Here is a 21,118-nt window from a genome sequence, read left to right on the forward strand (position 1 = left end):
CAGATTCCCTCAAGGAAAGGCACTCGCCATGTCCATCACGCCGCAGCGCATCTATGACCTCGACATATACGCACCGGAGAACGTCGTCGCCGAGAAGGCCAGGAGGGAGATAGAGACCGGCACCTATGAGATCGATGAAATCAAGGCGACTCAGGAGGTGTTGCGACCCGACCTCCCCGTGATCGAACTGGGTGCGGGTATCGGGGTGGTGAGTTGCTACATCAACCGGCTCCTCGACGACAAGAAGCAACACCTGGCCGTGGAGATGCACCCCGATGCGCTCGAGATCCTGAAACACAACCGCAAACTGAACGACTGTGAGTTTCAGCCCTACTTCGGCACCCTGATGTACGAAGGAGACACCCATCTCCCTGAACTGGACGCGTCGCAGGTCGAGAAGATGTCCAGCGAATGGGACCCGTGTCATCACGCGGGACTCGAGGGCTCCAGCAAGCAGTTCACTCTCCGCCAACTCGTCGAGGAGACCGGATGGGAGCAGTTCAACCTCGTCGCGGACATGGAGGGCATGGAGATGGCCATGCTCAAGCACGACTTCAGCGTCATCCGGGAACGGGCAGCGACCGTGAGCCTGGAGATCCATCCGCATGCCTTCGGCCCACGCGGTGCGGCTTGGGTCATACGTACCCTGGAAGAAGCGGGACTCAGGTTGGAGGCGTTCTCCGGCTGCTTCGCGTTCCGGCGCCCCGACGCCTGAGGAAGGCCTGCCCGCACCAGCCGTGCTCCGGCCGGTACAAGCTGTCCGAGGCTTCCGTGGCCGGCGGCCCTCGCCCCACATTGGAGATGACGATGCCAGCCTCCCGAGGTTGCGGAATACTCTTGCCCTTCACCTCTCTTCCGGGACCTCATGGAATCGGCGATCTCGGGAAACCTGGCCGTGACTTCCTGGAGTTTCTCAGGGCTGGGGGCCAAGGCTATTGGCAACTGCTCCCGATGGGCCCGGTGAGCGAGAGCGGGTCTCCCTATGCCCCGCTCTCCTCCTACGCCGGCAATCACTTGCTCATCAGCCTGGACGATCTCCTGGACGATGGCATCCTGCGGCGATCAGATCTCGGCGCGGCTTCGAGCTTGCCCCCCGCGGCGGTCGATTACCCCGCCGTGCACCGCTTCAAGGGCGACGCTCTCCTTACGGCGTACGCTCGTTACGGAAATGACAGTGCGGTTCGTGCCTACCGCGAGCGCGAGTCGTCCTGGCTCGAAGACTATTCCCTGTACATGGCGCTCAGAAGCCGTTACCGAAGGCCCTGGAACGAGTGGCCCGCTCGGCTCGCGTTCCGTGACGAGCGGTCCGTCGCCCGGGCAAGAGACGAACTGGCGACCGAGACCGGTTTCCATGTGTTCCTTCAGTTCCTGTTCTGGCGGCAGTACACGGCGCTGAAAGCCAGGGCTCACGCGTACGGCATCTCCGTCATCGGCGATCTCCCCATGTTCGATGCGCACGAGAGTGCCGAGGTGTGGGCCAATCAGCGCTTCTACTGTCTCAACAGCCGGGGCGATTGCGACCCACTCGTCGGAGTGCCACCGGACTACTTCAACGAGCACGGTCAGATATGGGAGTTGGCCCCCTACCGCTGGGATGCCATCGGAGCGGACGGTTACCGGTTCTGGCGGGCCAGGCTCCGACATGCCATGGCGCTGTACGACATGGTCCGGCTGGACCACTTTCGCGGCTACGAAGCCTACTGGGAGATCCCGCGCGACGCCGACCCCAAGCTGGGCAGATGGGTCGAGGTTCCGGGCACGGATATTTTCGAGCCGTTCCTCGACGGCACCCCTCTGCCCTTCGTGGCAGAGGATCTGGGTGTCATCACAGCGGAGGTGGAGAAACTACGGAACACGTTGGGGATCCCGAGCACCAAGGTGCTCCAACTCGCCTTCGACCCGGACAGCCCCCACCATCCGGACAACCACTCACCGAATTCAGTTGTCTACACCGGCACCCACGACAGCAACACGACCGTAGGCTGGTGGAAAGAACTGGACGCCCCGACTCGGGCACGAGCGGGCGAGCTCCTTGATGCGAAATCGCCGCATATCGCCTACGAACTCTCCCGTCTCGCCTACCGGTCCACCGCGGACCTGGCGATCCTCCCGCTACAGGATGTGCTGGGCCTCGACGAGAGTGCCCGTGTCAATGTGCCGGGCGTGGCGGGCCGAAACTGGCGGTGGCGTATCACCTCCGACGCGCTCACCTCCGACGCGGTAAGGATGCTGAGCAAGCTGGCTGCCGATCACTGCCGTAGTGCGGTGCCTGCCGCTGAAACGCATGCAGCGGACCAGGCGTCGCCCTTGGTGCGGCGTCGGCGCGACCCCGGTCGGGCTGGCGGGCTGCCTACCCGTTCGTAGTCGGGACTCGTCCGGCACGACCGCGCCCGCCGGGCGGCGCACGCGTGTTTGGACCACCACCCGACGGGCATCGACCGGCACGTCGATGAGCGTCGGCTCGTGACGGCCGCGCCGCCCTCGTGCCGCGCGCGTCAATGCACTGACCAAAACGCAGTTGACGCAGTGACACCCGGGATCACGTTCGACACCTATGCGCTACGGAACGCTGGTGATGTCCTTCACGACGGAACCGCCTTGAACCACCACCTGTACCGCCGCGGGGTAGGCGAGAGCCTTGATGTCCCACAGCGGGTCGCATTCGGTGAGCACCAGATCGGCATACTTTCCCGCCTCCAGGGTGCCCACGTGTTGCGAGAGGCCGATCAATTCGGCCGCGTGCTTGGTGCCGGAGGTGATCGCCTGCATGGGGGACATTCCGAGGTCGGTCATGTGACCCAGCTCCGCGAGGTTGCGTCCATGGGGACACGCGCCCGCGTCGCTGCCCATGGCGACCTTGACCCCTGAGGTGAGGGCTTGGGACAAGTGCTTCCGGGCGATGACCGACCAGCGCTTCTTCTTCTCCCACAGGTATCTGGGCACCATCGTCGGGTCCGGCAGATTGAGTGCCGCGCTGAGCGTCGGAACCAGGAACGTACCTTGCGTGATCATCGCTTCGACGGTGTCCGGCCGGATGGCATAGCCGTGTTCCACACTGGACACCCCAGCTCTGACCGCCGCACGGATCCCCTCGGCCCCCTGAGCGTGCGCGGCGATCGGCAGGCCACCGCGCAGCGAGGCCTCCTCAACGATCATCCTCATCTGCCTCTCGGGCACACCGATGTCGTCGGGGTTGCTGGTGGAGCTGGTAATTCCCCCACTGGCGCAGACCTTGATGACGTCCGCTCCGCTGCGTACCAGGCGGCGAACGGTCTTACGTATCTCGTCATCGCTGTCCGCCACCGTGGAGATGTCGCGAGGTGCCAAGGGGATGGCGTTCCCATTGGGGAGGACGAAGTCGGTGTGTCCGCCGGTAGGGCTGATAGCTCCGACGGCGAGGCTGAGTCGGGGGGCCCGGAGCAGGCCTGCCAGTGCTGCGTCGCGGAATCCGGAGTCGACTCCAGCCAGATCCCGCGCCGACGTCACGCCCGCTTCGAGGGTCTGGCGCATGTTGTCGGCCGTGACGAGGTGGAAGTGGGAGGCGAACATGCCCCCGGCCTGCCATGGCGCGATTCCTCCAGCGGCAAAGTGCACATGGCAGTCGATGAATCCGGGAAGAGCCGTGAACCCGTGCATGTCCCGCCTGGGCAAGCTGCTGTCGGCACCGGATATCTCATCGCCCCGATACGGACCCACGTACGTCAGCACACCGTTGCGGTAAGCGACTTCGCCGTCCTCGGTCGGTGTGTCGCCGAGCCCGTCGATCACACGCACGTGAGTGAGTCGCTGCCCGCCCGTCCGCGCCGGGCCCGGTGCAATGCTGTGCCGCATCAGCAGTTACCGTGCCTACTGGGATCCGCGGAAGCCGTCATCAAATAGCTGTGTGGGGACGGTTGTGCGCCTGTCAGCGGAGCAGGCATCGGCCGTGCGTAGCGCTCCGCAGCCTCGATCGGCGTGGCGATCTCTGCCGGGTGCCAGCCACACTCCTGGAAGAAGCCGGCAGGATCATCAGTGCCGAACTGCCACGGACAGCCCATTTCCCGCAGACGGCGCAGGGACTCCACCGGGAACGGCGAGGAGAACAACTCGGCGCTGAGGACGTCAGCGGCCAGCCTGCTCCTTGTCGACGAGAGTTGGCGGGCGCGAGAGACCACGTCGCGGGCGAGGGACTCTGGAAGATAGAAGAGCAGGCCCTCGGCGATCCAGGCGGTCGGAGTCGTCGGATCATAGCCCGCGGATAGGAGCCGGCCACTCCAGTCGTCGGCCAGGTCCGACCCCACGACGCGGCGCTCGCAGCGAGCCGCCGGGGCGTCAACCGATGAGAGACGCTCGGACTTGAAGTCCAGCAGTGCGGCGTCGTCAATCTCGAAGAGGACGGTGCCGTCGGGCCATCCGAGCCGGAATGCTCGGGTGTCCATGCCCGCGCCCAGGATGACGACTTGAAGAAGTCCCGATGCGTCGAGAAAATCATCGTACCAGCGCGTGCGAATGGGGATATATGGATTGGCGGCCATTGTTGAGTCTGCTGGTGTGAATTGCTTCAGCAGGACCGATCCGGTCTCTCCTGCTAAGTGAGCAGCGAACGGATCATGAAACAACCGGTCGGGTCGCTCGTCTTCTCGCGCGCGGGCCGCAGCAGTCCAAAGAGACGTCTGGGCGATCTTTGCCAGATCCGCCATGTTCATGATCGCACTCTAGTATGGGGCCAGTTGCCGTGTAAATGCCTTTGGCCGCAAGGCGGTTGGGCGGACGACACGGCATTCACCGGCGCCTGCCCCTGACCGATGGCCGCCGCTATCAGGCCCGCACCCTGGTGGCCCTCCATCGCCGGCTCCGGGAGCACGAATCGGCCTATTACGCACTCCGACGCACGATCACCGGTGGCCGCTTCCTGCACTCGGGCGAACCCGCCGGTATCGAACTGGAGAAGTGGGTGCTGCCCTCGCTGTACCAGACGCTGCGGGCCGGCCTGGTAGACGCCGCCGAATCCCTTCCCAGCACCAAGCCGGACCGCTGCGGGTCAATACATCCAGGTGCCTCGGTCGGCGCCATCGGGAACCGGGTCTCGGCCGGCCTGCTCCTACCCCGGGGCCCCAGGGGCATCACCCGTAAGGTCAAATCATCACTGCAACACGCGACTCGACGACGGCAAGCCCAGCACCAGCCGCACCCTCGCTGAACTCGGCGTCACCGTCCTCCAGACCCCGGCCGAGGAATCCCCCTACCCACCACGTCCCGCGACGACTGACACACCAGCTCTTTCGAACGGCACCGGGAACAATTCCTGGCCCTCCTCCGCCCGAAGACCGACCGCTACTGGCACACCAAGGAGATCGTCCGTCGCCTCAGCGACATCACCCTCGGCACCATGAATCGACAACTCACCCGATGGTCGTAGACCGACCTGCTCCTCAAGAGCGGACCAGGCACCTACACCGCCTCGAAGGAGCACCCAACTCCCGTGCCAGAGGGCCAGAATCGTTTCTTACCGGGCTTGGGCCAAGGTCCGGCAAACTACGAGCAGGTGGAGCGGGTGATCTCCCGGTGGGTGACGTGGTACAACGAAGAGCGTCTCCACTCAGCACCTCCCGCAGTGCGCCTGCACCATCAAGACCGGACTCTACGAAACTCGGGTCAGCTCAGGTCGACACATGTTCCGCATCGGCCGTAATTCCCTGCTTGCTTCGTACCGCCGACACCCGACTCATGGAACGGGGTAACCCATCATGGTTAAGGCATTCGACCGCCAAACGGAGATTTCTTCCTATCTCTCGCGGCTGCGACGGGCCATCGCAGAGGTGTCCACCACCGACCTGGTGCGGGTGACGGAGACTTTGGAGCGGGCCTATCTCAAGGGCCGGACCCTGTACATCTGCGGCAACGGCGGCAGCGCCGCCACCGCCTCGCACCTTACTGTCGACCTGTCGAAGAACACCCGGGTGCCGGGAAGACCCCCCGTGCGGGCGGTCTCCCTCGTGGACCACATTCCGGCACTGACCGCGTGGGCAAATGATGTGGGTTACGAAGAGGTCTTTACGGGACAGCTGGCCGGTCTGGCCGAGCCCGGTGACGTCGTCATCGGCATCAGTACCAGTGGAAATTCACCCAACGTACTCCAGGCATTGCGCTACGGCCGGGCTAGCAACCTGACCACTGTGGGCCTACTCGGACCGGATGGCGGTCTGGCGCGGGAGCTGTGTGATGCCTACGTGCTGGCTCCCGCCGAGTCGATCGAAGAGCAGGAGGATATCCACATGATGCTTGCCCACATCCTGACCCGCCACATGCGCACCTTCGTCTGCGCCGATCGGGAAGCGCTGGACAGCGAGGGCGTGGCCACCAGGCAGTCACTTCACGGCCTGCCGTCTCTTTCGACCAGGACGGCACGCTGACCGAGACCCGACACGTCTCACCCTTGTGGACCCCCAGCGCCTGATGCAGACTGCGTCTTCTGCTGGGCGCTGACCACACAAGTTGCGGCGAGCCACCGGATCTTCACCAGCTTGCGTCACTGGAGAGCGTTAGTGCCCCATGCCGCGCGTTGGCCCTACGAAGGTGCTCCTACACGAACCGCGATGTACCGGGCCGGCGGACCTGGACGCACTCGGCCGACACGTGGGCGCCAGCCGGACAGCCCGTACTGCAGACGGCCCAAGCCGTATGACTCTCGCCGACAACGATTGAGGTAGCTACCGTGTGGATCAGCAGCGCACCCCTGCGTATCTCTTTGGCTGGCGGCGGCACCGATGTGCCGAGTTACGCCCAAAGATTCGGCGGCATGGTTCTTGGCGCCACGATCGATCTGCGGGTCACCGTCGTTGGTCGCCCTGGCACCGCCCACGGGCACATCCGTGCGTGCCTGGACGAGTGCAGCAGCACCGCGACGGGCGGGGTGAGCAATCCGTTCGCGCAGGAGGCCCTTCGCCGTCACTGGGACGGCAGCCCTTTGGATCTCGTCTCGTTCGCGGATGTGCCGGGTGGCAGTGGTCTCGGCAGTTCGTCTGCCTTCAGCGTCGCCCTGGTCGCTGGGCTGGAGGGCGGTCGCCTGACTGCCGGTGAGGCTGGTGAGGCTGCGAGCGTGATCGAGTTGGAAGGACTCGGCCGCCCAGTGGGCCGCCAGGATCAGTATCTTTCTGCGTTCGGCGGGTTCCATCTCCTTCACTTCCCCCGCACCGGCGTCGTAGAGGTGACGGAGGTTCCGGTCGATACTCAGTTCACGCGCCGACTGGACGAGGAACTGCTGCTCTTCTTCACCGGCAGGACGCGGGATGCCGGCGAGGTACTCGGTGAGCAGAATGCCCGGCTGAAACACAGCGACCAGGAAGTGGAGCGTCGACTGCACGAGATCAAGGCGCTAACCCCATTAGCCCTGGACGCACTGAAAAGCAAAGATGCGACGGCTCTGGGCGAGGTGCTGGGCCAGCACTGGAATCTCAAACGACGCCTGGGGACCCTTGTCTCCATGCCAGTTGTGGACCGGGCCTATGCCGATGCGCTCGATGCCGGTGCAAGCGGTGGCAAATTGCTCGGAGCGGGCGGAGGCGGCTATCTGCTGCTGCACGCGGCAGCCGGGGTGCGCCACCAGGTGCGCACCGCCGTCACAGCGCATGGATTCACCGAGCGTCCGTTCCGCTTCGACGACTGCGGCGTGCGCGTCATAGCGGTGGATCCGGCCGGCCGGAGCAAAGGGTTGATGCCGTCTCACTAAAGTCCACACCACGCAGGCGCACGCTGCATGGAGTCGCCATCACCACTGGAGGTGTCCTTGATTTCTGGGACTTCCGGCTGCATCAGCGGGCACGAGCGCGAAACAGGCGAAAGGCCATTTGAGCAGATCAGCGACCCACAGCCACCCAGCGCGGCAGGTCACGGGCCCCGCTGGTCTCTTCCGTGACAACTGACCACGGTGTCGGCGTACACGTGAACGTGGCTCTGGCAAGATTTTCGTAGCCGGAGATCATTCTGGTGTGGCGGTCGCCTGGTTTGCGGGTGGGCGGCCTTTGAGTGTGTGCTGTTGAACTGTCAAAGCTGTTACCCCACTTGGCCGGCCTACTGGTGTTCTCGGTCGATGCTTCCGGTCCTGTCGTAGTCATCGAAGCTCGTACGCGCTCCCGTGTTCCAGCAGGATGTAGCGGGTGCGGCGTCGTGAGCGACTGGATCCACAGCCGTTATGTCCGGCATCTCGCCGATGCGGCGATCGGCGGCCACCCCGTCCGGGTCGACTTGAGTGTGCGCCGTCTGTACTGCGAGAACGCGTCCTGCCCGAAGGTGACCTTCGCCGAACAGGTGCCGGGACTGACCGTGCGCTACCAGCGCGAACAACTTCCACTGGTGGGCGTCCCGGCATGCTTCCAGACGTTCTCCGACACGGCGCGGAAGGCCCGGGAACGGGGCGCGCCGTGCCCGGCCTGCGCGACCGCACGCGCGGAAACAGCCGCCGAAGAGAGGGTGGTGGTGTCCTCGGAACACTGGATCGCGGTCGTGCCGTTCGCGGCGCGCCGGCCCTACGAAGTACATGTTCTGGCGCGCCGGCATGTGCCGGACCTGACGGCACTGGAGCGGGCGGAACGAGCCGAACTGGCCTTGATCTACCGCGCCGTGCTGGGGTGCTTCGAGACCGTAGCCGATTCCCCTTTGCCTTACATGGCGTTGTGGTTCCAGGCGTCTGCCGGGCCTCACGGCAGGGACCTGACGCATCTGCATGCCCAGGTGTTCTCCGATCGATACTCATCATCCCAGGTCAGAGGCCGGCCGCAGGTGAATGGGGGGGGCCGGTGTGGTCGTGAGCGAGGCGGAGCCGGAGCTGGCGGCGAGCGCTCTTCGGGCGGTGTGCCGTTTGTGATGAACAACGGAATTGAGGCCTTCTCACCACCTTTGCAACAGATGGGATTCGGCCACTTCTCGGCGGGTAATCCGTTACCGCCCCTACGGGCGAGCTAGCTACTACCATGGATCATTCGATTCACTCCTGTCCCATGTCAGCACGCAATCTGTGGGGAGTCGTGTAGTGACAGCTCTGGAGCGGTGCAGCGTTGGCGAGGGCAATTTGGCAGGCACTGACCCTGCGCCCGGGGACCAGATCACTCCCGAGAGGGGTGAACAGACATCTGTGTCGGTTCGTCTGGATTCACTCAAGCCGGCTGACTCATCCAGTATCGACGGCGAACAGCACTGGCACATAAGCAAACTTTCGCATCAGATTGGGTTACCTCCGATAACCGTGCACAGGCAGTCGATGCGGATCATCGATGGAATGCATCGTATTCGGGCGGCGGAGCTCCGCGGCAAGGAGTGTATCGCGGCACGGTTCTTCGACGGTTCGGGAGAAGATGCGTTCGTGATCGCCGTGAAGTTGAATTCGGACCATGGGCTGCCCCTCTCCCCGACCGACAGATCCGCAGCGGCGCTGCGCATCATCGAATCCCACCCTCAGTGGTCCGACAGGCCGATCGCGGCGGGTACGGGCCCGGCTGCGACGACGGTGGCCGCGCTGCGGCGGCGAGCGTCCCGGGGAAGGTGTGTTCAGTTGAGCAAGCGGGTGGGGCGGGACGGCAGATCACGCCCTTTAAGAGGTCCTCACAAAGGCGTTGGACGTGGCGATGGGTGATGAGGCAGGTGGCCAGGCCAAGGAAGGCTTCGTGGATGTCGTCCCGTCGTTCCCAGCGGACGCGGAGACGTCGGAAGCCGTGGAGCCAGGCGATCGTGCGCTCGACAACCCAGCGATGAGCGCCGAGGCCGGAGCCGTGCGAGACCCCACGGCGGGCGATCACCGGCTTGATGTCCTGCGCCCAGACCAGGCGGCCGTACTCGTCGTGGTCGTAGCCACGGTCGCCGAGCAGGATGTCAGGCCGTCGACGTGGTCGGCTGCAGACCGAGAAGCCCGAATCCTCGCTGCGGGAGATCGCCAGGGAGGCGGGCATCTCCATAGCCACGGCGAAGGATGTATGCGACAGGCTACGACTGGGCAAGGATCCGGTGCCGCGCCGTTTGATCGCTGCCGAAAGTCGGCCCCCGTACTTCCTGCGAGGTGCGGGCGCAGTCAGCAAAGGACGGGGGAAGGGCTGTCGTAGCGAAAGGGGAAACGGTGGCGGTCGTCGAACCGGTCCTGCCGAACCTCCGCGGTGGCCAACATTCGTACGCAGGTGGGCACACTCCGGCGCGCTCCGGATACGAGAGCGACGCTTATGAGCGTCCCGGGCGGATACTGCCTCCTCGCCCCGCCCGACCCCTGTGACGATTTGCCCTTCCTCGATCAGGTCACGGCCGGCCGCGCCGCCCTGGGCGAGGCCGACACCGCACGTGCGATCAAACCGCTCAGCACAGCACTGTCCCTGTGGGACGTCGACCGCGCCGCCATCGGGGTACCGCGTTACGGACCACTGGACAGGTGGCTCAATCACCTCGACGAGGAACGGATGCGGGCGATGGCGGACTTGGCCGACGCGTACATCCAGCTCGGGGAGCCACGCGCCGCGCTCCGTGACCTGGAGTACCTGCTCGCGATCGCGCCCCTGCGCAGCCGGAGTTGGGAGCTGCGGATGCGTGCCCACCGCCGCCGCGCCGCCCTGGGCGAGGTCAGCGACACCTATCGGGCCAGTGCCGCGACGCACCGCCGGGAACTGGGCATCACCCCGGTCGGTCAGCTCCGCACACTCCACAGCTGACCGGTCCGTTCGCATGCCGGGCAGAATATGCGTCCGACATACACATCACCTACTCGTGCAGCGAAAGGACTGTATACGCCACTCGTAGCGTTTTAAAAGTTCGACCACGATCTGGGTTTCGCCACAGTGCGCGAAGGAGGACTGTGATGCCGGCTACGGGATCAACATCCGCTCAATTGGAGTGCTGCATAGGGCGCGGCGCCCATCTGTACATTCAGGGGAAGAGACACATCGACTGCGCCTCGGGAACATTCAACGTTTCCCTCGGATACACATTGCCCGAAGTGACCGATGCAGTGCACGCACAACTGGACAGGTGCGCCCACCTGTCCTCCGATCTGACCAGGTCCAAGTCGCGCGAGATCTTCGATTTGCTGCGCGAGTTCCTGCCTGATCACATCGAGAGCTACTGGTTCCGGGACATCATCGGCTCCACGGCCAACGAATGTGCCGTGCGTATCGCCCAGAAGGCGACCGGACGAACAGACGTCGTCTCCTTGTTCCTGTCGCATCACGGCCAGAGCATCGCGACCACCGGGATGTCCGGAAACTCATTCCGGCAGAGCAGCTTCCGTCTGCCCTTCGCGGGTTCCCTGAAGATACCGGCCCCCGACTGCGCCCACTGCTTCTACCGCCAGGAGCCGACGAGCTGCAGGATGCTGTGTGCGCAACGCCTTGAGGATTTCGTCGAGTTCGCGTCGAGCGGACAGGTCGCTGCGCTCATCATCGAGCCCGTCCTTGGCAACGGCGGCAACATCACGCCGCCCGTTGAGTACTTCTCGGTGCTGCGGGAGGTCTGTGACCGACACGGGATCCTCATCATCGCCGACGAGGTGCAGACCGGGTTCGGCAGGACCGGAGCCTTCTTCGCGTCGAACGGTTTCGCCAAGGATCTGAGGCCGGACATCATCACGTTCGCCAAGGGGGCGGGAGGCATCGGCATCCCAGTCGCCGGCGTTCTGATGCGCAAGGAACTGGATGTCCTCGAACCGTGGGAGCACTCCACCACTTCCGGGGCCAATCCACTGGCCCTGGTCGCCCTCGAAGCGACAGTGAAGTACATCAGGGACCACGAGGTCCTGGAGAACGTGGCCACCGTGTCCAAGGTCCTCAAGGACGGGCTGACCGAACTCCCGGCACTCTTCCCCCAGGTCAGCAATGTCAAGGGAATCGGGCTGATGCTCGCCTTCGACCTGCCCTCGGCCTCCGAGGTGGCCCGATTCATCGCGATCTCACGCGAGAACGGCCTCATCGTCCGCGGGAGTCGGTACGGGTTCGGCAACACAGTGAAGGTCAGACCCCCGCTGACGGTCACCGAGTCCGACGTGCACGACATCCTGGCCTCTTTGCGAACGTCCCTCCAGCAACTGGAAAGCGAGTAACCGGCATGCGGGCTCTCAAGTACCACGGCGCTTGGAACGTGACCCTCGAGGAGGTTCCGGACCTCCATGCCACCGGCCCCGACGACGTTGTGGTCGACATCAAGTTCTGCGGAATATGTGGAACGGACCTCGGAATCGTGGCGGGTTCGTACCCGATCGCCGTCCCCGGTGTGACGCTCGGACACGAGGCGACGGGCGTCGTGTCCCAGTGCGGGCCGGCTGTCACGAACGTCAAGGTCGGCGACCGAGTGGTCATCAACCCCACTCCGTACTGCGGCAAGTGCCGGATGTGCCGGACACAGCGGATCAACCACTGCATCAATAAGATGGGAACCGAGAGCGGCGTCAGCTACGACGGTGCGTTCGCCGACCGCTTCCTGACCACCTCGGAATTCGTCCACGTGCTCCCCGATCACGTGTCGCTCCAGGCAGCGGCTCTGACCGAACCCCTGAGCTGCGTGCTGAGCGGGGTCCGCAAGATCCAGCCGCCGACCATGGCCGCGTACACCTACGTCTTCGGGGCCGGCCCGCTCGGGCTGCTGTACGCCTGGGCCCTGAGCCTGAAGGGCCTCGCCCCTGCTGTGATCGAGACGTCGCCCGAGCGGCTCTCGTTCGCCAAGGACCGACTGCCGGACGCGGCCCGCGCCTACGCCTCGCTCGACGATGCCCGCTCGGGCCACTTCGGCGATCCCGACGCACCCCTCGACGTGGTGGTCGACACCACCTCGGGGCTCCTCGAAGAGCTTTATCCGCTGATGGCATGCGGCGGCACCTTCATGTCGATCGGCTTGAAGGAGAAGCAGTTCACGATCGACGGCATGCACCTCGCAGACCGGAGCCTGTCGGTGATCGGTTCAATCGACTCCCTGCACGGTTCCTTCCTCGAGGCGTTCCATCTCATCACCAGCGGACGCATCCCAGCCGAGCGCCTGGTGAGCCACGTGGTACCGCTGACCGACTTCCAAGACGGCTTCGCCACACTGGGGGTCGACATGAGCAGCAAGTCGGTGAATCCGACGCGATCGGCGAGCTGCAAGGTCCTCTTCGACATCGCATCTGCTGGGAGCACCGCGTGAGCAACCTAAAGTTCAGCATTGTCATCCCCTACAAACAACGGCTCGACAACATCCGGCTCTGTTTCGAGTCATTGGCCGAACAGACCCTGGACAGCTCTCAGTTCGAGGTGCTGGTCGGGGTCATGGAGTACTCACCTGAGTACGTGGCGCTGTGCAGCGAGTTCACGGACCGCCTCACCATCATCTCCGTGCTGTCCGGTGACGAGTGGCAGATCACCCGTGCCAGAAACCTGGCCATGCGGCAGGCATCCGGGCAGGTGATGGTCCAGTTGGACGCGGACATGGCCCTGCCCCCGCGGTTCTTGGAGAACCTCTACCGGAAGCACTTCGCCTACGGGCAGAGCGTCTGCGTGATCGGCCAGATGATCGGCTACGACAACAACAACAGCGATGTCCACAACGTCGTGGTCAGGCCGTTCAGCCACTACCGGGAGAAGCTGGCCGAACTCGACGCGGCGGACGAGGTCCGCCTGGACATCCGGCTGCAGGTCGACCACGTCATCCCCTGGGCCTTCGCCTGGACCGCGCTGATCGCGCTACCGACCCGCCTTGTCCTGGAGCACGATCTGTACTTCGACGAGGACTTCCGCGGATACGGCGTGGAGGATCTCGAGTGGGCCCACCGTATCTGCGCCACCGGCACAGCGATCGTCATGGGTCAGGACGTCTTCGGCATCCACCTGCCGCACGCGCGCAGTGTCGCGGGGAACCGTGCGACGGAGCGGCTCAACTACCGGCGCTTCGTCCGGAAATGGCCCGGGACGGACGTGGAACTCGCGGCTGCTTTCGGTGACTTCGAGGCGAACGGCTTGGCGCTCGAATTCCGGAGGGAGCTGGCGGCCGCCGTCGGCGACGACGGCCGTGGTCTTGCCGCGGTGCTGGGCGAAGTGAACGGGGAGAGAGTTCTGGTCATGGGAGCGGTGGTCGACTTCGGTCAGACCCAGGCTCCTTCCGGACTCGGCGTCCGGTTCGACGCCCATCCGCGACCCGAGGTGCTCCCGATCGCGGGGCTGGCTCTGCCCTTCCCTGACCAGAGCATCGATGTGTGCCACGTGCTGCCTCCGGTGACCAGGCTCTCCGACCAGTATCTGAAGCTTATCCTCGAAGAGGCTCAGCGAGTGGCCAGGACGGTGACCGGGCCGGCCGGGGAAGAGCCGGTTCCGGCAGTCTGAGCCGCAGAAGTTCCCTCAACGCCGCGCTGGAGAAGACGTGTTCGGAAAAATGCAGTGGCTCAATGAGCCTCCTCGCTGGTCCGTGGACAAGGGCAGCCTCGTGGTCACCACAGGCGACAAGACGGACTTCTGGCGGGAGACGTTCTACGGCTTCGTCCGCGACGACGGACACTTCTTCGGCCAGGAGGTGACGGGTGACTTCACCGCGCAGGTCACTCTGGCCGGAGATTACGAAACGCTCTATGACCAGATGGGGCTGATGCTGAGGGCCGACGAGAACAACTGGGTGAAGACCGGCGTCGAGTTCACTGACGGCCATACGCACCTCAGCTGTGTCATCACCCGGGACTTCTCCGACTGGTCCGTGATCACGGTGCCCGAGGCGGCCGGCTCCGTCACACTGCGGATGACCCGGCACGACACCGCCATCCGAGTCCAATTCCGGACCCCGGCAGGTGACTGGCAGCTGCTGCGTCTCGGGTATCTGCCGTTGCCCACGACCTGCCAGGTCGGTGTCATGGCCTGTTCCCCGCAACGGGCGGGCTTCACCGGGAGGTTCAGCGGGTTCAGGGTCACGGAGCCGATCTCCCGGGACCTTCATGCCTGAGACGGTGAGGGTCGCCGCGCCCACCGAACCGAGCGGCCTTGGGCTGGCTCGCGACCGGGCGTTCGTCTCGGCGCTGGTGACGACCGCCGTACCGGTGACCCTGCAGGCCCTGTTGTCGACGTCACGCACCATGGTCGACACGGTTCTGGTAGCCCGTCTCGGCACCGACGAGATCGCCGCGATCGGCTATGGAAGCCGTGTCGTTTTCGTGGTAATGCTGGCCACCATGGGCATGGCTGACGGCGGTGCCGTGATCATCGCGCAGTTCCGGGGCAGCGGTGACGCAGCCCGGGCCCGTTGTGCGAGTGCAGTGACCACGGCCATCACCGTCGGCATAGCGTTCGCTGCCTTCGCAGCCTGCTTTTCCTGGGCCAGACCCCTGGTCGCCGTGGCCACGGAAGATCCCCGAGTCATCGATCTGGGCGCCCAGTACGTCAGGGCCGTCATAGGGATGATCCTGCCGTTCGCGGTGATCTCGTCACTGGCAGCGGCCCTGCGTTGCGTGGGACAGGCCCGGGTGGCCGCCGCCTGCGCGCTAGTGGGGATCCTCCTGCACCTCACGCTGGCGTACGCGCTCGTCTTCGGCCACTGGGGGCTGCCCGCATACGGCGTCAGAGGCGCCGGCTGGGCCACACTGGCCAGCACCTGCGCCGAGGCGCTGCTGCTTGTGGGCTACGTGTACCTGTCCCGGAACGTGATGGCCTTCCGCCTGCGGGACTGCGTCAACGGCTTCAGGGACGGGATCTCGGCGAAGGTGCGGCGCGTCGGCGTGCCGGTCTCCCTCAGTTCCACCTCCTGGGCGCTGGGCATCCTGGCGTACAGCATCCTGGTGGGCAGGGCGGGCACCATGGAACTGGCCGTGCTGTCCATGGTCAACCCACTCGAGTCGTTCGCCATCGCCGTCTTCATAGGCGTCTCGACGGCTGCCGGCGTCATGGTCGGCAGCAGTCTCGGCGAGCGGAAACCAGAGCGGACCTGGAGCCTGAGCAAGGCGCTGCTGATCTGGACCGCAGGCATCGCCTTCGGCACCTGTCTCGTGCTGTTGTCGGCCTACTTCTGGCTGCCCGTGCTCTACGACGGAGTCGCCCCGGAGACACTCGGCGTCGCCCGCGACACTGCGCTTGTGCTGGGGATCGTCTTCCTCTTCCGGGCGATGAACATCACTATCCAAAACGGGCTACTGCGAGCAGGCGGCGACACCATATTCGTGCTCAGGGTGGACATCTTCACCCAGTGGGCGGTGGCGGTGCCGCTGACGGCCCTGGTGACGCTCGTATGGGACGTCCCGTTCCCATTGGTTTTCCTGGCCATCAACGCCGAGGAGATCGTCAGGTTCTTCATCAGCGGAAGCCGGCTGCTGCGTCGCCGGTGGATGCGTGTCCTGATCGACTGACATCGTGAGCAGCGCCCCGTGGAGGTACACACTTGCTCGCATCACTTGCCCCGGCCCTGCTCGATCTGGCGGTGCGTGCGGCCCGTCTGGGCGGCGGCGAACTCCGGCGCCGGGTCGATGACGTCCGGCAGACCGGCACGAAGTCGTCCGCCACCGATCCCGTGACGGACGCCGACCTGGCCAGCGAATCAGCCGTCATCGCACTCCTTACGACGGAACGGCCCGAGGACGGCATCCTCGGCGAGGAGGGCACCGAACGGGAGTCGCACAGTGGGCTGCGCTGGGTGGTCGACCCCCTGGACGGCACGGTCAACTACCTTTACCGCATCCCGCATTCGGCCGTGAGCATCGCATGTCAGCGGTCGAGCGGTGACGGCTGGCAGACGGTCGCCGGTGCCGTGTACGACGTGGCCCGGGACGAAATGTTCTCGGCGGTCCAGGGTGACGGCGCCCGGCTGAACGGTGAGCCGGTGTCCGTCAGCACCGCCGTCGGACTGCCCGCAGCACTCGTCGCCACCGGCTTCTCGTATCGGGCCGGCGCACGGGCGCGCCAGGCCGCCCTCCTGCCCAGGCTGCTTCCCGTGGTGCGTGACATCCGCAGCGGCGGGAGCGCCGCCCTCGACCTGTGCTGGGTCGCGACCGGCCGGTGCGACGCGTACTACGAGGACGAACTCGCCCTCTGGGACTGGGCCGCCGGCGCGCTCATCGTGAGTGAGGCCGGAGGTATCGTCTCCCAGCTCGACAGCGGAGTCGTGGCCGCAGGGCCCTCGCTGCATGACGATCTCCGTTCACTCGTCACCGCCGAGCGGCCGTAACGGCGAGCGTTCCAGGGCTTCCCCTCCGTGTCCGGCACGTCCTTGGCGTCCGCGGTGTGGGGAGCCGGCCCAGCACGTGACCGTTCCGCGTAGGGCACGCAAGGAAGAGCGGAAGAACAAGCAGGAGGTGAGGCCCTGGAACATCGCGGAGGTTCAGACGTTCGTTCACGGCTCAAGGAAGAACGGCTGTACGCTCCGCTTCTGCTGTCCCTCATGGGTCTACGTCCGGCTGAAGTCTGCGGACTCCGGTGGGAAGACCTCGGTCTGGACAACGCCACGATCACCATTGCCAACTGACGAGCGTGCGGTGTTGGAGCGTTGGGCTCGGCAGGCGACGTCTGCGCAGGCAGTGGCGTTACGGGCGCGGATCGTGCTGGCGTGTGCAGGTTCTGACGCGAGGGCGGTGATGTGTGCGGCTGAGGGTGGGCGGCGCCGGGTGGGTCGGCGGGGTGGTCGGGCGCCCCCGATGCCGGCGGGCGCGGACCGACTGTCGACGCTTCCGCCGGCGCGTTCATCAGCGCGGCCCGTCACGCCGTCCGCTCCCGGTCCGCGTGATCATGCCGGTGTTAGGCTGACGATCTTTGGCGGAATGACAGCCACCGTAGAACGGGGTCGGTGGGTGGTGCCGTGCGGCGGCGCCGGGTTGGGGGGACATGCGCACACTGCGCCCGTTGCAGGCTCTCGGTCTCTCCGCGACAGCGGAGGCCGCCTACCTCGCGCTCGTGGAACGGGGTCCGCAGACCCTGACCGAGCTCACGGACCGGCCGGCGCTGGTCGGGTCGCCGCTCGACGGCCTCAAGGAAGCCGTCGCCGAACTCAGCGACATCGGCCTGGTGTCCCGTACGGACGGCAGGCTGACCGCCCAGCCGCCCCGCGGAGTGCTGGAGGCGGTCGCCGAGCGGCGCGCGCGCCAGGCCCGGATCGCCCACGAGAGCGCCACGGCCCTGTCGCGGTACTGGCTCGACCACACCGCCGGAGCGAGCTACGTCGAGGTCGTCGATACCTCCGAGCGGCGCGGGGAGATCCAGTCACGGGTGCACAACGGGGCCGTGTCCCAGGTGCGCGCGCTGTCGATAGGGCCGGTGGGCGGGAGCGACCGGGTGCCGGAGGTAGGCCCTGGCACGCTGGACGCGCTGGACCGCGGCATCGACTACCGAGTGGTGTACAGCGCCAATATCCTGCAGGACCCCAAGGCGCTGGAAGTGGCGCACGAGTGCGTCGCCCGGGGAGAACAGGCCCGGGTCTTCCCCGATTTCACGCTGAACGTGCTTGTCTGCGACGACCGTTTCGCCGTGGTGTCCGTCGCCGCCCCGAACCGTACGGGACACCACAGTGTCGTTGTGCAGCCGTCGGGGCTCCTGGACGGGCTGATCGGCGTCTTCGAGTCGTACTGGCGAATCGCCGTTCCGCTCCCGCCGGCCTGTGAGCCGGTCAAGAGCGAGGCGGCCCCTGAGGGGCGGCAGCTCCTGAGCTACCTCAGCGCCGGGCTGACCGACGAGTCGATCGCCCGTGAGTTCGGTGTGAGCGAGCGCACCGTTGCCCGGCGCATCGCCCGCCTCCAGGAGAAGCTCGGCGCCAAGACCCGGTTCCAGCTCGGTGTCCAGGCCAGCCGTCGCGGCTGGCTGTGACGCGGTCGGGCTCGTGCCATGGACGCGTGGGCGCGCGGGACGGGCCGGTGCGTGATCCGGCCCGTCCCGCGCGGGTCCTCAGCCGCTCAGGTGTTCATCGCCCCGCGGCGTGGTGGTGACCGTTACTTGCTGTCCGGCTTGACCAGGTCGGGCAGCTTGGCCTCGAAGAGCTTGTCGAACGCGAGGGCGGGCAGGATGTGGCCCTGGTTCGGCGCCTCGTTGGCCACGCCCGCCGCCCAGGTCGCCGAGTTGAGCCGCTGGTTGGGCGTGCCGTGGTGGCCGGAGCTGGTGAAGCTGCAGTCGCCGACCTGGTAGAACGACTTCTCGGACTTGAGGACGCGGGCCGCGTTCAGCGACTCGCCGCGGGAGTGGGTCAGGTAGTACGTGCCGAACGAGTCCGCCATGAGCTCGGTGCGGCGGGTGGCCTCCGGGCCGGTCAGGTCGCTCTCGAAGAGGTTCTTCTGGTATTGGACGTGGTGACCGAACTCGTGGCCCAGGATGCCGCGCGGCGCGACGTCGCCCAGGTTCACCGCGTTCATTCCCTGCAGGATGCCGTCACCCATGATGATCCGGTCCGTGATGCCGAGCGGCTCCGGGTCGTCCTTCTCGCTGTAGGCGAAGGCGTTGAAGGTGAAGATCGGGTTGGCGCCGCCCTGGAGGACCGGCTCCGAGTCGACCAGCTCGATGAACATGTCGGCCAGGTCGAGGTTCTCCTCGGGCGTGCCGCCGTACAGCACGGAGAGCGTGCGGGCGAGCCGGTCCGGGCTGGTGAAGACGTCCGCGCCGTGCATGGGGATCAGCTCGATGCGCGCCGAGTCGATATCCCAGAAGCGCTTGAGGTTCTTCATCTCGGAGTTGAGCTGCTGGGTGTACTCACCCTTGACGCCGAACGTGTTCGACGACGACTCCTTGCCGTAGATCAGCGCGTCGTAGGTGGGCATGTCGAAGCCGCCGAAGAGCGAAAGGATGAAGATGGTCAACGGGTCCTGGGCGCCATCGAGGAGGGAGTTGGCGTACGTCGACAGGTCGGTCGTCCGGCACTGGTAGTCGCCGGGGTTGATCGCGTCGTCGCGGATCTGCTGCCACTCCTCGCCCTTCAGACCGTACTTGGCCTTGGCCGCGTCGAGGCGGGCCTCCCAGTCGGCGGGCAGCTTGGCCAGGATCCGGTCGACGATGGCCTGGTGCTGCGGGTCCATGGAGGAGGTGTCAATAGAGGACTGCAGCGACCGGCTCGCCGCAGTCGTGACGCCGGTCGCGTCAGCGGCGTGCGCGGGAAGCGCCATGCCAAGGCCACAGGTTGCGGCGATCGCCAGGCTCGCGGCCACAGACAGGATCTTCTTCACGAGGTCTCCTTTCGAGGGCGCCCGGTAGGGCATCCAAGGGCGACGCCCAGTCTGTAAGCCCAACTCCCCGATCAAGAAGGGTCGTTCACTGTCTGAAACCGGCATGTCTGGAACCTGACAACCTCATGGATCCCGTCACGCGTCCGCTGCCGGCGGCCCGGTCTGCGCGATTCCAACCGGTTCGACCGCAACTGCCCCTCGTACGCGACGGGCGGGGGCGGCGAGCAAACCGCAGCCAGCGGGCTTCGGAGACGAAGCCCAGGACTGCCTGCATTACCGCGAGCGTCAACAGCTCGGCATCCGTCAGCCGCGGAGGACGGCCCATTCGCCGCGTTCTTGCCAGAGAGCCATCGATCCTCACGTACGGTGCAGTCGCGAGGGTCTCCAGGTTTGTCATCACAAACAAACCAACGAGACCCCCGCTTCATGCACGCGAAGACTTCGGACTTTGACGGTGTCCTATTCGTCGGGGCGGTGCGAGCAAAGGGGCGCGCGGGGATGAAGACGAGCGGGCGGCGTAGAAGGCACCGAGGCCCGGATTCGCCCCAACGAGGCTCAGATCGATCGCGTCGCGTGCTTCGCGATGGCTGTGCGCTGGGCGCTTGGCGGGTCGGCGCTTCGCCTGCAGCGCCCAGTTCGCCGCGGAGCCGCTGCGCTCGGACCGGGTGATGCGCAAGCCAGTGCCCCGCCCCCGGATCTACCCGCCCCAAGGCGAGAGCGGGCAGCCCCCGAAGCACGGCAAGGAGTTCCGCGTCGCCAGGTCGTACACCTGGGGCGAGCCCGAAGCGCCACCACGCAGATCACCGACCGCAACGGGACCGCCCGGGCGACGGCCTGGAATCGCATTCATCCCCGGCTCACCACCCGCTCGGCTCGGATCGCCCACGACGCGCTCCGAGGACCTTCTTCAGGTCCCCTGCCTGGCCCCGGCGCCTCGACGTCCGTCGCATCGACAGGCGACGACGTTTGACGGCAGCCAGATGTCTGTGCGCGAGCCCCCGATGAGACTGGTCGTACGGCGCGTGGGACGCCGGCGAT

17 protein-coding genes and 2 pseudogenes are annotated in these 21,118 nt (G+C 65.8%); 15 read left to right on the forward strand and 4 right to left on the reverse strand.

Annotation, left to right across the window (positions count from 1 at the left end; translation table 11 throughout):
- Positions 1-28 precede the first annotated feature (28 nt).
- Together ACFVV1_RS25215 and malQ are read left to right on the forward strand one after the other, a co-directional pair.
- Entirely contained in the window at positions 29-715 is a 687-nt protein-coding gene (locus ACFVV1_RS25215) for an FkbM family methyltransferase (RefSeq protein WP_389993214.1), read from the forward strand.
- Positions 716-807: 92 nt separating this feature from the next.
- Complete coding sequence (gene malQ, locus ACFVV1_RS25220) at positions 808-2,364, forward strand: 4-alpha-glucanotransferase (protein ID WP_389993398.1); 1,557 nt, start codon at positions 808-810, stop codon at positions 2,362-2,364.
- Between the two features lie 195 nt (positions 2,365-2,559).
- Here malQ and ACFVV1_RS25225 read toward each other — a convergent pair whose 3' ends face one another.
- Positions 2,560-3,774 (reverse strand): amidohydrolase family protein, encoded by a 1,215-nt coding sequence (locus ACFVV1_RS25225; RefSeq protein WP_389993217.1) that lies wholly within the window; start codon positions 3,772-3,774, stop codon positions 2,560-2,562.
- Positions 3,775-3,830: 56 nt separating this feature from the next.
- Positions 3,831-4,685 carry an SAM-dependent methyltransferase gene (locus ACFVV1_RS25230; RefSeq protein WP_389993220.1) on the reverse strand — a complete coding sequence of 285 codons (855 nt, stop codon included), beginning with the start codon at positions 4,683-4,685 and terminating at the stop codon, positions 3,831-3,833.
- A gap of 1,041 nt (positions 4,686-5,726) precedes the next feature.
- On the opposite strand from ACFVV1_RS25230, the gene ACFVV1_RS25235 reads away from it, so the two are divergent.
- The 4 genes from ACFVV1_RS25235 (at position 5,727) to ACFVV1_RS25250 (ending at position 9,607) form a co-directional block, all read left to right on the forward strand.
- Complete coding sequence (locus tag ACFVV1_RS25235; RefSeq protein ID WP_389993222.1) at positions 5,727-6,392, forward strand: SIS domain-containing protein; 666 nt, start codon at positions 5,727-5,729, stop codon at positions 6,390-6,392.
- 302 nt (positions 6,393-6,694) lie between these two features.
- A complete protein-coding gene (locus tag ACFVV1_RS25240) occupies positions 6,695-7,708 on the forward strand; it encodes a hypothetical protein (RefSeq protein WP_389993225.1) in 1,014 nt (337 codons plus the stop codon).
- A gap of 347 nt (positions 7,709-8,055) precedes the next feature.
- Positions 8,056-8,940: a transposase family protein gene (locus ACFVV1_RS25245; protein WP_389993400.1), complete on the forward strand. Its 885-nt coding sequence runs from the start codon at positions 8,056-8,058 to the stop codon at positions 8,938-8,940.
- Positions 8,941-9,109: 169 nt separating this feature from the next.
- Complete coding sequence (locus tag ACFVV1_RS25250) at positions 9,110-9,607, forward strand: ParB N-terminal domain-containing protein (RefSeq protein ID WP_389993228.1); 498 nt, start codon at positions 9,110-9,112, stop codon at positions 9,605-9,607.
- On the opposite strand, the pseudogene ACFVV1_RS25255 reads toward ACFVV1_RS25250, so the two are convergent.
- Positions 9,588-9,863, reverse strand: a pseudogene (locus ACFVV1_RS25255) (transposase); the annotation flags it as partial. The gene ACFVV1_RS25250 and the pseudogene ACFVV1_RS25255 sit on opposite strands and share 20 nt — an antisense overlap.
- A gap of 321 nt (positions 9,864-10,184) precedes the next feature.
- Between ACFVV1_RS25255 and ACFVV1_RS25260 the strand changes: the two are divergent.
- From ACFVV1_RS25260 to ACFVV1_RS25295, 8 genes are all read left to right on the forward strand, one after another.
- Positions 10,185-10,664, forward strand: a complete 480-nt coding sequence (locus ACFVV1_RS25260; protein WP_389993231.1) for a BTAD domain-containing putative transcriptional regulator — start codon at positions 10,185-10,187, stop codon at positions 10,662-10,664.
- Between the two features lie 146 nt (positions 10,665-10,810).
- Positions 10,811-12,046: an aspartate aminotransferase family protein gene (locus tag ACFVV1_RS25265; protein ID WP_389993234.1), complete on the forward strand. Its 1,236-nt coding sequence runs from the start codon at positions 10,811-10,813 to the stop codon at positions 12,044-12,046.
- 38 nt (positions 12,047-12,084) lie between these two features.
- A complete protein-coding gene (locus ACFVV1_RS25270; protein ID WP_389993237.1) occupies positions 12,085-13,122 on the forward strand; it encodes a zinc-binding dehydrogenase in 1,038 nt (345 codons plus the stop codon).
- Complete coding sequence (locus ACFVV1_RS25275) at positions 13,119-14,294, forward strand: glycosyltransferase family 2 protein (protein ID WP_389993240.1); 1,176 nt, start codon at positions 13,119-13,121, stop codon at positions 14,292-14,294. Before ACFVV1_RS25270 ends, ACFVV1_RS25275 begins: the two co-directional genes overlap by 4 nt.
- A 49-nt stretch (positions 14,295-14,343) precedes the next feature.
- On the forward strand, positions 14,344-14,901 hold the full coding sequence (locus ACFVV1_RS25280; RefSeq protein WP_389993242.1) for a DUF1349 domain-containing protein: 558 nt from the start codon (positions 14,344-14,346) through the stop codon (positions 14,899-14,901).
- Positions 14,894-16,294: an MATE family efflux transporter gene (locus ACFVV1_RS25285; RefSeq protein ID WP_389993245.1), complete on the forward strand. Its 1,401-nt coding sequence runs from the start codon at positions 14,894-14,896 to the stop codon at positions 16,292-16,294. The genes ACFVV1_RS25280 and ACFVV1_RS25285 overlap by 8 nt, the downstream gene beginning before the upstream one ends.
- 32 nt (positions 16,295-16,326) lie before the next feature.
- A complete protein-coding gene (locus ACFVV1_RS25290) occupies positions 16,327-17,109 on the forward strand; it encodes an inositol monophosphatase family protein (protein WP_389993248.1) in 783 nt (260 codons plus the stop codon).
- Between the two features lie 653 nt (positions 17,110-17,762).
- Positions 17,763-18,737, forward strand: a complete 975-nt coding sequence (locus ACFVV1_RS25295) for a LuxR C-terminal-related transcriptional regulator (protein ID WP_389993251.1) — start codon at positions 17,763-17,765, stop codon at positions 18,735-18,737.
- A 122-nt stretch (positions 18,738-18,859) separates the two neighbouring features.
- Here ACFVV1_RS25295 and ACFVV1_RS25300 read toward each other — a convergent pair whose 3' ends face one another.
- On the reverse strand, positions 18,860-20,080 hold the full coding sequence (locus tag ACFVV1_RS25300; protein ID WP_389993253.1) for a hypothetical protein: 1,221 nt from the start codon (positions 20,078-20,080) through the stop codon (positions 18,860-18,862).
- 650 nt (positions 20,081-20,730) lie between these two features.
- Between ACFVV1_RS25300 and ACFVV1_RS25305 the strand changes: the two are divergent.
- Positions 20,731-20,966: pseudogene (locus tag ACFVV1_RS25305) on the forward strand (transposase); the annotation flags it as partial.
- Positions 20,967-21,118: the final 152 nt, after the last annotated feature.

It is taken from the genome of Streptomyces sp. NPDC058092, assembly GCF_042884935.1.
GTDB lineage: Bacteria > Actinomycetota > Actinomycetes > Streptomycetales > Streptomycetaceae > Streptomyces.